9 protein-coding genes and 1 pseudogene are annotated in these 12,383 nt (G+C 71.5%); 6 read left to right on the top strand and 4 right to left on the bottom strand.

Going from position 1 to position 12,383, the window contains the following annotated elements; translation table 11 throughout:
* Positions 1-10: 10 nt before the first annotated feature.
* Together ACQEV8_RS36965 and ACQEV8_RS36960 are read right to left on the bottom strand one after the other, a co-directional pair.
* Positions 11-885, bottom strand: a pseudogene (locus tag ACQEV8_RS36965) (amidohydrolase family protein).
* Positions 886-896: 11 nt separating this feature from the next.
* Positions 897-1,814 carry an SDR family NAD(P)-dependent oxidoreductase gene (locus ACQEV8_RS36960; protein WP_432969530.1) on the bottom strand — a complete coding sequence of 306 codons (918 nt, stop codon included), beginning with the start codon at positions 1,812-1,814 and terminating at the stop codon, positions 897-899.
* 197 nt (positions 1,815-2,011) lie between these two features.
* Here ACQEV8_RS36960 and ACQEV8_RS36955 point away from each other — a divergent pair, with 197 nt between their 5' ends.
* The 4 genes from ACQEV8_RS36955 to ACQEV8_RS36940 all read left to right on the top strand — a co-directional run bounded on the left by ACQEV8_RS36955 (position 2,012) and on the right by ACQEV8_RS36940 (position 6,019).
* A complete protein-coding gene (locus tag ACQEV8_RS36955; RefSeq protein WP_432973265.1) occupies positions 2,012-2,437 on the top strand; it encodes a MarR family winged helix-turn-helix transcriptional regulator in 426 nt (141 codons plus the stop codon).
* A gap of 128 nt (positions 2,438-2,565) precedes the next feature.
* Positions 2,566-3,864, top strand: a complete 1,299-nt coding sequence (locus ACQEV8_RS36950) for an MFS transporter (protein WP_432969527.1) — start codon at positions 2,566-2,568, stop codon at positions 3,862-3,864.
* Positions 3,861-5,231, top strand: coding sequence for an alpha/beta hydrolase family protein (locus ACQEV8_RS36945; protein ID WP_432969524.1), 1,371 nt, complete (start codon positions 3,861-3,863; stop codon positions 5,229-5,231). The genes ACQEV8_RS36950 and ACQEV8_RS36945 overlap by 4 nt, the downstream gene beginning before the upstream one ends.
* Positions 5,228-6,019 carry an IclR family transcriptional regulator gene (locus tag ACQEV8_RS36940; RefSeq protein ID WP_432969521.1) on the top strand — a complete coding sequence of 264 codons (792 nt, stop codon included), beginning with the start codon at positions 5,228-5,230 and terminating at the stop codon, positions 6,017-6,019. Before ACQEV8_RS36945 ends, ACQEV8_RS36940 begins: the two co-directional genes overlap by 4 nt.
* Here the strand turns inward: ACQEV8_RS36940 and ACQEV8_RS36935 are convergent.
* On the bottom strand, positions 5,988-7,283 hold the full coding sequence (locus ACQEV8_RS36935; RefSeq protein ID WP_432969518.1) for a lipase family protein: 1,296 nt from the start codon (positions 7,281-7,283) through the stop codon (positions 5,988-5,990). The two genes, ACQEV8_RS36940 and ACQEV8_RS36935, sit on opposite strands and share 32 nt — an antisense overlap.
* Before the next feature lie 508 nt (positions 7,284-7,791).
* Here ACQEV8_RS36935 and ACQEV8_RS36930 point away from each other — a divergent pair.
* Positions 7,792-9,186, top strand: a complete 1,395-nt coding sequence (locus ACQEV8_RS36930; RefSeq protein WP_432969515.1) for a glycoside hydrolase family 16 protein — start codon at positions 7,792-7,794, stop codon at positions 9,184-9,186.
* 62 nt (positions 9,187-9,248) lie between these two features.
* Here ACQEV8_RS36930 and ACQEV8_RS36925 read toward each other — a convergent pair whose 3' ends face one another.
* Positions 9,249-10,136: a helix-turn-helix domain-containing protein gene (locus tag ACQEV8_RS36925; protein ID WP_432969512.1), complete on the bottom strand. Its 888-nt coding sequence runs from the start codon at positions 10,134-10,136 to the stop codon at positions 9,249-9,251.
* A gap of 166 nt (positions 10,137-10,302) precedes the next feature.
* Here ACQEV8_RS36925 and tkt point away from each other — a divergent pair, with 166 nt between their 5' ends.
* Entirely contained in the window at positions 10,303-12,378 is a 2,076-nt protein-coding gene (gene tkt, locus ACQEV8_RS36920; RefSeq protein ID WP_432969509.1) for a transketolase, read from the top strand.
* Positions 12,379-12,383 lie beyond the last annotated feature (5 nt).

The following is a 12,383-nucleotide window of genomic DNA, read 5'->3' as shown; positions in this document are numbered from 1 at the left end:
GTCACGCCCCTTACGGTTTCGTCAGCCCCAGCAGGCGGGCGGCGTTCTCCTTGAGGATCTTCGGCCGGACCTCCTCCTTGATCGTCAGCTTGCCGAAGTCGGCGAGCCAGCGGTCGGGGTGAGGACGGGGAAGTCGGAGCCGAAGAGGACCTTGTCCTTCAGCAGGGTGTTCGCGTACTGGACGAGCTGCGGCGGGAAGTACTTGGGCGACCATCCGGAGAGGTCGATGTGGACGCCCGGCTTGTGCGTGGCGACGGCCAGGGCCTCGTCCTGCCAGGGGAACGACGGGTGCGCCAGGATGATCTTCAGATGCGGGAAGTCGGCGGCCACGTCGTCCACGTGGAGGGGGTTGGAGTACTTGAGGCGGATGCCGCCTCCGCCGGGCACACCGGCGCCGATGCCCGTCTGGCCGGTGTGGAAGAGGGCGATGGTGCCGGTCTCCTCGATGACCTCGTAGAGGTCGTACGCCACCGACCGGTCGTTGGGGAAGAAGCCCTGGATGCTGGGGTGGAACTTGAAGCCCTTCACCCCGTACTCCTCGACCAGGCGGCGGGCCTGCTTGACGCCCGCCTTGCCCCGGAAGGGGTCGATGGAGGCGAAGGGGATGAGGACGTCGGCGTTGGCGGCGGCCGCCTCGGCGACCTCCTCGTTGGGGACGGGCGGAGTGCCGGTGGCGGACTCGGCGTCGACCGTGAAGATCACGGCGGCCATCTTCCGCTCGCGGTAGTACGCGGCGGTCTCCTCCAGGGTGGGCTTCCGCTTGCCCTCGACCTTGAAGTAGGCGGAGGAGGCGTCGTGCAGGTCGTCGTCCAGGGAGGAATGGCCCTTGGAGGACACCTCCGCATGGGTGTGGACGTCGATCGCGACGAGGTCGTCCGGGTTCATGGAGAGGTCCATCACGCCTCCGGGAACTTGGGCGCCGGGATGCCGACCGACTGGGGTTCGGCACCGACCGAGGTGGGCCAGGCGTCGGCGAGGGCGCCGGGCGTCCAGCCGCCGTCGGCGTACGCCGCCCTGATCTCCTGCGGATGCGACCAGAGTGCCACCTTGTCGCCACCGATGCCGATGGCCTGGCCGGTGACGCCCCGGGCGGCCTCGGAGGCGAGGAACGGGACCAGGGCCGCGCAGTCCTCCGGGGTGCCGAAGCCCTCACCCTTGCGCAGGAAGTCCGGCAGCGGCTCACCGTCGCGCATGGCCTCGATGTACGGGGCGAAGGCCGGGATGGTCTCGGTCATCGCGGTCGCGGCGACCGGCACGATGGCGTTGACGGTGATGTTCGCGCGGCCCAGCTCCATGGACCAGGTGCGGGCCATCGCCGCGATGCCGGCCTTGGCGGCGGCGTAGTTCGTCTGTCCGAAGTTGCCACGCTGCCCGGCCGGGGAGCCGACCAGGATCAGCGACCCGCCCTCGCCCTGCTCGCGCATCCGGACGGCGGCGGCGCGGGCGCAGGTGAAGGTGCCCTTGAGGTGGGTGGTGATCACCGCGTCGAAGTCCTCGTCGGTCATCTTCCACAGCACCTTGTCGCGCAGGATGCCCGCGTTGGTGACGAGGACGTCCAGCCGGCCGAACTCCTCGACCGCGCGGGCGACCAGCCGGTCCGCCGCCTCGGCCGTCCCGACCGGGACCACCTCCGCCACGGCCTTGCCGCCCGCCTCGGTGATGGACTTCACGGCCGCCTCGGCCACGGCCTCGTCGACGTCGTTGACCACCACGGACGCGCCGTGGGCGGCCAGGGCATGGGCGTAGGCGAGGCCGAGGCCCCGGCCGCTTCCGGTGACGACGGCGGCCTTGCCGGAGAGATCGATGCTGGGCACGGGTGGGTCCCTTCACGAGCTGATGCGGGTGGTGCGGCTTCGAGATCGAAGTTAAGAGCAATAATTGTTGTCGTCAATAGTTGTTGGCGACCTGTGGGTGCGAGATGCTGGAATCCCCAGGAAGCGCCGAGCACAGGGAGCCCGCCATCACACGCCAGAACGTCACCCCGAAGCCCATCGACGTCCACGAGCCGTGGATGCGCGGGCTGCACGCCGACACGGGGTACCTGCTGTACCGCCTGGGCCTGCGCTCGGGACAGCTCTTCAACGCCTGCCTCCAGGAGTCGGGCCTGCGCCTGCGCCACTACGCGGTACTGCGCTTCCTCGCCACCTCCGACGGCGCCCTCCAGCGCGAACTGAGCACCCGGCTCGGCTACGACCCGAGCGCGATCGTCGGCCTGGTCGACGACCTGGAGAAGCTGGGCTTCGCCGAGCGCCGCCCCTCCCCCGACGACCGCCGCAGCCGGATCGTCGCCCTGACCGAGAGCGGCCGCGCCTTTCTGCGCGACACCGACGAGGCCGGACTGCGGGTGACCAGCGAACTGCTGGGCCCTCTGGACCCGGCCGAGCGGGAGTCCCTGCACGCGCTGCTGCTGCGCATCGCGGAGGACGACCTGAACTGATGTTGTGCAAATGATTGACGGCTGCACGATGAGTGCATAACTTCACGGACCAACCGCGACCCGCCCCCAGGGAGCTCCCCGTGCAGCCATCCCCGTCAGCCGCTCAACCACCCCCGGATTCACGTCAGTTGCGCCGTGTCGCCGTCTCCGGCCTGCTCGGCACGACCGTCGAGTTCTACGACTTCCTCGTCTACGGCACGGTCGCCGCGCTCGTCTTCGGCGACCTGTTCTTCCCCCGGGCCGACCCGGCCGTCGGCACCATCGCGGCGTTCGGGACCTTTGCCGCGGGCTATCTCGCCCGCCCGCTCGGCGGCATCGTCTTCGGCCACTTCGGCGACCGGATCGGGCGCAAGTCGATGATGCTGCTGACCATGGTCCTGATGGGCCTGGGCAGCTTCCTCATCGGCCTGCTGCCCACCTACGACGCGATCGGCGTCTGGGCCCCGATCCTGCTCGTCGCGCTGCGCGTGGTGCAGGGCATCGCGATCGGCGGCGAGTGGGGCGGCGCGATGCTGATGGTCGTCGAGCACGCCGAGCGCACACAGGGCTCCCGGCGCGGCCTGTGGTCCAGCTTCACCCAGCTCGGCGCCCCGCTCGGTTCCGTGCTGTCGGCCGGTGTGGTCACCCTCGTCGCCTCGCTGCCCGACGACGACTTCCGCTCCTGGGGCTGGCGGGTGCCGTTTCTGCTGAGCATCGTGCTGCTGGCCGTCGGCCTGTTCGTGCGCCTCAAGGTCGCCGAGAGCCCGCTGTTCGCGCAGGCCAAGCGGGAGCCGGTGGACAAGCCGCCGATCGTGGAGCTGCTGCGCCGCCCGAAGCCCGTGCTGCTCGCCGCGTGCGTCGGCATCGGCGCGTTCACCACCCAGTCGCTGCTGACGAGCTTCATGATCTCCTACGCCGTCGACAACGGGTACACCCGGCCGCAGGTGCTGACGGCGGTGACCGTCGCCTCCTGCGTGGCCCTCGCCGTCCTGCCCGCCGCGTCCGCGCTGTCGGACCGGGTCGGCCGGCGGCCCGTCGTACTCGCCGGCGCCGTCGCCTCCGCCGCGCTCGCCTTCCCCGTGCTGGCCCTGGTCGACTCGGGCTCCCCCGGCCTGCTCATTCTCGCGCTCGCCCTCGGTCACGGTGTCGCCCAGTCCACGATGTACGGGCCGCTCGGCGCGCTGCTCACCGAGATGTTCGGCACCCGCGTCCGCTACACCGGCGCCTCCCTCGGCTATCAGGCGGCCACTCTGGTCGGCGCCGGTTTCTCCCCGCTGATCGCCGGCAGCCTCATCGCCTCCTACGGGGGCGGCAGCACGCCCGTCTCGCTGCTGCTGTGCGCCGGAGCGGCGATCACCGCCGTCACCGTGTGGCGGCTGCGCGAGACGCACACCGACGCCCTGGACTCACCCGCCGCCACCCCCGCCCTGGAAGGAACCCCGCGTTGAGGATCCGCCTCGCCCTGCTGACCACCTGCCTGTCCCTGGCGACCGCCCTGCCCGCGCAGGCCGCCGACGCCACCGACAGCCATCTGGAGGGCAAGCTCCCCTCCGGCGCCGCGTACGTGATGGACGTACCCGCGTCCTGGAACGGCACGGTGCTGCTGTACAGCCACGGCTACAACGCGGCCGGGGCCCCCAACCCGGCCCAGAACACGCCGGGTCCGGGCGCCCGGGACAAGCTGCTGGCCGAGGGCTACGCCCTGATCGGCTCCTCGTACGCGACGAACGGCTGGGCGGTCACGGAGGCGGTGCCCGACCAGCTCGCCACGCTGGACCTGTTCACCGAGAAGTTCGGGGCGGCCCGGCGGACGCTGGCCTGGGGCACCTCGTACGGCGGCTTCGTCACCACCATGCTCGCCGAGCGGCACGCCGACCGCTTCGACGGCTCGCTGTCGATGTGCGGACTGGTGCAGGGCGGCGTCGCCAACTGGAACAGCACCCTGGACCCGGTGTTCGCGCTGCGCACGCTGCTCGCCCCGGGCTCCGGCATCCGGCTGGCGGGGTTCGCGGACCAGGCGGAGGCGGTCGCCGCCGCCAAGTCGCTCACCACGAAGGTCGACGCCGCCCAGCAGAGCCCGGAGGGCCGGGCCCGGATCGCCCTCGCCGCCGCCCTGCACAACATCCCCGGCTACAACGACGCCTCGCAGCAGAAGCCGGGCCCCACCGACTGGAAGACCCAGCAGTCCAACCAGTCCACCGCCGTCCGGGGGCTCCTCCAGAGGCCCGCCTTCAGCTGGCGGCAGGAGGCGGAGAGCCGGGCGGGCGGCAACCCGTCCTGGAACACCGGCGTCGACTACACCTCCCTGCTCGCCCGGTCCCCGCTGTACAAAGAGGTGACCGAGCTCTACAAGGAGGCGGGACTGTCCTTGCGCGGCGACCTCTCGGCCCTCGGCCGGGCGCCCCGGATCTCCGCCGACCCCTCGGCCGTGGGGTGGATGCGGAACACCAGCGTGCTCTCCGGCCGGCTCACCGACCCCCAGCTGAACATCCACACCACGGGTGACGCGCTGATCCCGGTGCAGGCCGAGAGCGCCTATCGGCGGGCGGCCACGGCCGGGGGCTCCGCGGGGCTGCTTCGTCAGGCGTACGTCGACGGCCCCGGCCACTGCACCTTCACCACCGGCGAGACGCTGGCCGCCCTGGACACCCTGGAGGACCGCCTGGACACGGGCCGCTGGGACGTGTCGCCCGGCGCGCTCAACTCCCGTGCGGGGCAGGAGGACCCGACGACCGCGGCCCGCTACGTCCCCTACCGCCCGAGCGCATACCCCCGCCCCCACGACCTCGCCCACCCGGGAGACGTCCGGCCATGACCGGCCCCACCGCGCCCGACCGGCTGCTGTCCGTGCTCGCGGCCTTCGACCACGAGCACCCGGCGCTGTCTCTGACGGACATCAGCCGACGGGCCGGGCTGACCCTGACCACCGCCCACCGGCTGGTGGGCGCGCTCACCGAGTGGGGCGCCCTGGAGCGGGACGAGTCCGGCGTCTACCACGTCGGGCTCCGGCTGTGGGAACTGGCCGCGCTGGCGCCGCGCGGCCTCGCCCTGCGGCAGATCGCGCTGCCGTACCTGGAGGACCTGTACGAGGCCACGCACGAGAACGTGCAACTGGCCGTGCGGGACGGGTCCGACGTCGTCTACATCGAGTGGCTGTCGGGCCGGTCGGCGGTCGGCGTACACATACGCGTCGGCGCCCGCTGGCCGCTGCACGCCACCGGCGTCGGACTCGCCCTGCTGGCCCACGGCGACCCGGAGTTCCAGCAGGAGTACTGCGCGGGCGGACTCGCGTCCTTCACGCCGTACACGATCACCGAACCGGCGCGGCTGCGGCGGGAGCTGGCCGAGGTGCGCCGCTCCGGAGTGGCGGTGAGCGACCGTCAGATCACCGAGGACGCCCTGTCGGTGGCCGCGCCGGTACGGGCGGCGGACGGCACGGTGACCGCCGCCGTCTCCATCGTGGTGCCGCATGCCGACGCCCAGGTTCCCGTGCTCGCCCCCGCGGTACGGGTGGCGGCGCGGGGGATCTCACGGGCCCTGGGGTGGCAGCCGGAGCGAGCCCGGAGCGGACTCAGCAGTTTCCCGGCATCGGCTTCCCCGTGAAGCGGTCGCCGAGCCACTTCACCACGTCGTCCACCGCCTGGAAGTCGGCGAGGAGATGGTCGCCGGGGTAGGTGTTCCACTGCGTGGGGATCCGGGCGGCGCAGTAGGCCTGCCGGGTGGCCTCCTCGGTCTCGGCGGGGATCACCTCGTCGAGGAGACCGCGGTACTGGAGCACGGGAAAGCGGAGCTCGTAGCGGGCGCCGGAACCCGCGGGTCCCACGCCGGACCCGAGCTTGTTGCCGTCGACGATCTGGCCCCAGGTCCTGCCGTCGGGGCCGCGCAGCGCGAAGATCTGATCGAGCGTCAGTTTGTCGCGGGTGTAGTTCTCCGTCTTTCCACCGGCGAAGCGCGCGAGGGTGCCGACGAGACACAGCGTCTTGGCGTCCCGCACGGCCGTGCGGCCCTCCTCGCTGAGGAGTTCGTCGAAGGGCATCTCGGGGTTGGTGGTGGCCATGCCGATGACGGCGTCGAGCAGGAACCCCGCGAACGCCCCGCCGTCGAGACCCTTCGCGACGACCCGCAGATCCCCGGGCACTCCTCCGGACGCCACGCCCACGACGTTCAGCCCGGGGGCGTAGGACCGCGCCAGCTGCGCGGCCCACAGGCTCCCCGCGCCGCCCTCGGAGTAGCCCCACAGGCCGACCCGGGCCGCCGCGCTCAGCCCGCTGCCCGGGACCTTCGGCGCCGCCCGCGCGATGTCCAGCAGCGCGTGTCCCGCGTCGGCGCCGGAGACGTACGGGTGGACCTGGCCGTCCAGGTAGCCGGCGCCGTCCGTGGCCGCGACGGCGTACCCGGCGCGCAGCAGCGCGGCGATGTTCCCGCCCTCGTAGGCGTCCTGGTACTCGCCCGCGAGCTGCTTGGAGAAGGCGCACTGCGGTCCGATGCCGAGGGTGCCGGGCGCGAACGCGACCAGGGGCCGCTCGCCGGGCCCGGTCCACGCCGCCCGGGGCACGACGACCGTGCCGGACACGGCGACGGCCCGCCCCCGTCCGTCGGTCGACGCGTACTGCACCTTCCAGGCGGTCAGCGGGGTCTCGTCACCGACCAGCGGCAGGGCATCGCCCCGGCGGCAGGCGAGGACGGTACCCCGGGCGGCCGTGACACCCGCCGGGGGCCGGTAGATCGCGGCGTCCTCGGCGGCACAGTCGTCCGCCGGGCGGGGGTCGGCCGTCGCGACGGGAACGACGAGGGCGGTCGCGAACAGAGCACCGATCCCGAGCAGCGCGATTCTGCGCGCCGTCGGCTTCTTCGACTCGTGTGACATCACGTCAGAGCGTCCCTTCCGTGGGGTGAAGCGGAGGCGTGACGACGGTACGAACGAGTAGGTGAGCAGTGCTAGTTAAAAGAGTGCGAACCCGGAGGGCGGACTGTGCGCTGTGATGACAACGTCCGGCTCCACGGGACCGCCAGGGCCTGTTTGTCTGGATCAAGGCGCAGGAAATCGACGGGGCTCGTCGCCGCCGGTGAGGGTGTCGCCGTCGCCTGGGTCGCCCTTCCGGAGTGGGCCGTCGCGCCGGAGTGGTCCTGCTGCTGTTCTCGGACGACGTGCTGCGCCGCTGTCCGACTCGCCCTCATCGGCAAGGGGCGCGAACCCCACGGTCCGCCTTCCGCCGTACCTTCAACGCGCCCGCCTTCTCGCCTCGTTCAGACTGTGCACTCATCAACCCATCCCGCACTTTCAGTGGCTTTACCTCTTGACGACCCTGGTGCCGTGGAGCACATTGGCGGCACTTTGAGAGCGCTCTCACCCCTCCACTCGAGAGGCATCCCCCATGAGCGACACCTCCCGCACCTCCCACAGACGCCATCCCTTGCGGCGGGCGTTCGTCGCCGTCGTCAGCACGCTCGGCCTCGCGGCGGCCGCCTCCACCGCCTCCGCCCCGGCCGCGAACGCCTCCGCCCCGCCGCCCCCGTCGGGCTGGACGCAGCTGTTCGCGGACGACTTCAACGGCGCCGCGGGCAGCGGCGTCAACACCTCCAACTGGCAGTACGCGACGGGCAAGGGCTATCCGGGCGGCCCGGCCAACTGGGGCACGGGCGAGATCGAGACGATGACGAGCAGCGCGGACAACGTCTCGCTCGACGGCAACGGCAACCTCCGCATCACCCCCCGACGGGACTCGGCGGGCAACTGGACCTCCGGCCGCATCGAGACCAACCGCACCGACTTCCAGCCCCCGGCCGGCGGCACACTCCGGGTCGAGTCGCGCATCCAGGTGCCGAACGTCACGGGGGCAGCGGCGAAGGGCTACTGGCCCGCCTTCTGGATGCTGGGCGCCCCCTACCGCGGCGACTACTGGAACTGGCCGGCCGTGGGTGAGCTGGACATCATGGAGAACACCCAGGGCATGAACACGGTGTTCGCGACGATGCACTGCGGCACCTCGCCGGGCGGTCCCTGCAACGAGACCAGCGGTATCGGCAGTTCGACCACCTGCCAGGGCACCACCTGCCAGGCCGGCTTCCACACCTACCGGATGGAGTGGGACCGCTCGACGAGCGTCGAGGAGATCCGCTTCTACCTCGACGGCGTCAACTTCCACACCGTGCGCGCCAACCAGGTCGACGCGACGACCTGGCGGAACGCCACCGACCACGGCTTCTTCGTCATCCTGAACGTCGCGATGGGCGGCGGCTTCCCGGACGCCTTCGGTGGCGGCCCGGACGCCGGGACGCAGCCGGGCCACGCGATGGTCGTCGACTACGTCCAGGTGCTGTCGTCCGGCGGCGGCACCACGCCCCCGCCGGCCGGCAACCGCGACGCCTACTCCGCCATCCAGGCCGAGTCCTACGACGGCCAGTCCGGGGTGAGCACCGAGACGACGACCGACTCCGGCGGCGGCCGGAACGTCGGCTCGCTGGCCAACGGCGACTGGCTGCACTTCAAGGGCGTGAACTTCGGCTCCCCGGCGGCCCGGCAGTTCAGCGCCCGGGTCGCGAGCGGCGCGACGGGAGAAGTCAGCGGGCTGGTCGAGGTGCGTCTCGACAGCCGTGGCAACGCGCCCGTCGGGAGTTTCGCGGTGGGCAATACCGGGGGCTGGCAGTCATGGCGGACGATTCCGGCGAACATCAGCTCCGTGACGGGCACGCACGACGTGTATCTGACCTTCACCAGCGGTCAGGCGCAGGACTTCGTGAACGTCAACTGGTTCACCTTCGGGCGCTGACAACGCGCTGACAACGCTCGGACAGGGGCTCCACGCGCGCGTGGGGCCCCTGTCCACTGCCCTCAGCGCAGATCCGCCCGGAACACCGCCGGAGTCTGGTCCGTGTGCTGGTGGAAGAACTTGGAGAAGTTCGCGGCGTCGGGGAAGCCGACCGCCGCGCCGACCCGGCCGATCGGCAGGTCGGTGTGGGCGAGGAGCCGCTTGGCCTCCAGGACCACGCGCTTGTCGATGAAGGCCTTGGGAGTGTCGCCGGTGGCGGCGCGGACCGCGCGGACCAGGGTGCGGCGGGAGTAGCCGAGGGCGTCGGCGTAGGCGCTGACACTGTGGTTGGTGGCGAAGTCCCGCTCCACGGCGTCCCGGAAGAGAGTGAAGGTGGAGTCCGACCGCCGGCGTACCGACTCCGCCGAACTCGCGGCGAGGTGGGCGAGCCGCAGCAGAAACGCCGTCAGCGAGTGGCGCAGGACGGCGGTGTGCAGACTGAGCGGCAGGGTGGCGGTGTCCTCGTACTCGCGCCGAAGGTGTTCGAGCGCGGCGCGCAGTCCGGCGAGTTCGGCCGGGTCGGGACACAACAGCGGCGGCAGGTCGTAGCGGTACAGGCCGGTGGCCTCGACGGTCGCGCGGGGCAGGAAGCCCGGCTGCATGGTCAGCACCGTTCCGCGGTACTCGCTCCGCCGTGAGAAACGGTGGACCTGCCCCGGGCGGATCCACAGAAGGTCCCCGGCTCCGGCCTCGTGCTCGGTGAAGTCGACCATGTGCCGGACCGGGCCTTCGGCGAACAGCATCACGACATGGAAGTCGATGCGGTGCACGCGCTCCAGCGGCGCGTCGGCGTGCCAGGTGCGGCCGGTGCCCATGGGGCCGACCTGCATGCCGACACCGCCGACGCTCAGCTCGACCGGAAAGGGGAACGTTCTGATCCCGTCGCCGCCTTGGATGGTTCTGTCCGCCATGTCCGCCATGCCTGCCTCGTATCGCCCCGTTCGCGCCCCGCGCCGTCTCCGGGTGTCCCACTTTCACCACACCCTGGCACACGGCGACCTTCCGTCGAAAAAGTCAGACTTTTAGTTTTGAACACATCAGACCAGCCACTTCGCTCCTATCGAGGACTTCTTGAAGATGAGCACGCAGACAGCGGACAGCTTCGAATGGACCGAACTCGACCGGCGTGCCGTCGACACCGCCCGTCTTCTGGCGGCGGACGCCGTCCAGCGGGTCGGCAACGGCCACCCCGGCACCGCGATGAGCCTCGCGCCGGCCGCCTACACGCTCTTTCAGAAGGTGATGCGGCACGACCCCGCCGACCCCGAGTGGGCCGGCCGTGACCGCTTCGTCCTGTCCCCCGGCCACACGTCGCTGACCCTGTACACGCAGCTGTACCTCGCGGGCTACGAGCTGGAGCTGGACGACCTGAAGGCGTTCCGCACGCACGGTTCGAAGACGCCCGGCCACCCCGAGTACGGGCACACCGCGGGCGTGGAGACCACCACGGGCCCGCTCGGCCAGGGCGTCGCGAACGCGGTCGGCATGGCGATGGCCGCCCGTTACGAGCGCGGTCTGTTCGACCCGGAGGCCGCCGAGGGCGAGTCCCCCTTCGACCACACGATCTGGGCGATCGTCTCCGACGGCGACCTCCAGGAGGGCGTCTCCGCCGAGGCCTCCTCGCTGGCCGGGCACCAGAAGCTCGGCAACCTGGTCTTCCTCTACGACGACAACCACATCTCCATCGAGGGCGACACCGCGACCGCCTTCTCCGAGGACGTGCTGGGGCGGTACGAGGCCTACGGCTGGGATGTGCGGAGGATCGAGCCGCAGGAGGACGGCGACGTCGACGTACGCGCGCTGTACGCGGCCCTGAGGGCGGCTCAGGCGGAGACCGAGCGCCCCTCGATCATCGCGATGCGCACGATCATCGCCTGGCCCGCCCCCAACGCGCGGAACACCGAGGCCTCGCACGGCTCGGCGCTCGGCGAGGACGAGGTCGCCGCCACCAAGCGCCTGCTCGGCTTCGACCCGGAGCGCACCTTCGAGGTCGCCGACGAGGTGCTGGCCCACTCCCGCGGGGCCCTGGACCGGGGCGCCGAGGCGCGCACCGCCTGGGACAAGCGGATCGCCGTCTGGCGCGGTGACAACCCGGAGCGCGCCGTCACCTTCGACCGCGTCAGCAAGGGCGAGCTGCCCGAGGGCTGGGAAGACGCGCTGCCGGTGTTCGAGCCGGGCAAGGCCGTCGCCACCCGGGCCGCGTCCGGCAAGGTCCTGCAGTCGCTCGGCGCGGTCGTGCCCGAACTGTGGGGCGGCTCGGCCGACCTGGCCGGCTCGAACAACACCACGATCGACAAGACCTCGTCCTTCCTGCCGAAGGGCAACCCGCTGCCGGAGGCCGACCCGTACGGCCGCACGATCCACTTCGGTATCCGCGAATTCTCCATGGCCGCGGAGATGAACGGCATCGCGCTGCACGGCAACACCCGGATCTACGGCGGCACCTTCCTGGTGTTCTCCGACTACATGCGCAACGCCGTCCGGATGTCGGCCCTGATGCAGCTGCCGGTGACGTACGTGTGGACGCACGACTCCATCGGCCTGGGCGAGGACGGCCCGACCCACCAGCCGGTCGAGCACCTGGCCGCGCTGCGGGCCATCCCGGGCCTGAACGTCGTACGCCCGGCCGACGCCAACGAGACCGCGACCGTCTGGGCCGAGATCCTCCGGCGGCACACCACCGACCCGGCCCCGCACGGCCTGGCGCTCACCCGCCAGGGCGTGCCGACGTACGAGCCGAACCCGGACGCGGCGCGCGGCGGCTACGTCCTGAAGGACTCCTCGACCGAGGTGCCGGACGTGGTGATCGTCGCCACGGGCTCCGAAGTGCAGCTCGCCGTCGCGGCCCGTGAGGCGCTGGAGGCCGAGGGGGTAGGCACGCGTGTGGTGTCGATGCCGTCGGTGGAGTGGTTCGAGGAGCAGCCGCGCGAGTACCGCGAGCGGGTGCTGCCGCCGTCCGTGAAGGCCCGGGTCGCGGTCGAGGCCGGTATCGGCCTCACCTGGCACCGCTTCGTGGGCGACGCGGGACGCATCGTCTCCCTGGAGCACTTCGGCGCCTCCGCCGACGCCAAGACCCTGTTCGCCGAGTTCGGCTTCACCGCCGAGAACGTCGTCGCCGCGGCCCGCGAGTCCCTCGCCGCCTCCCGTGGCTGATCCGA

Source organism: Streptomyces sp. CA-179760, from assembly GCF_050937045.1.
Classification (GTDB): Bacteria; Actinomycetota; Actinomycetes; order Streptomycetales; family Streptomycetaceae; genus Streptomyces.
The sequence above is the reverse complement of the archived record's forward strand: the minus strand, read 5'-3'. Positions and strand labels throughout refer to the sequence as shown.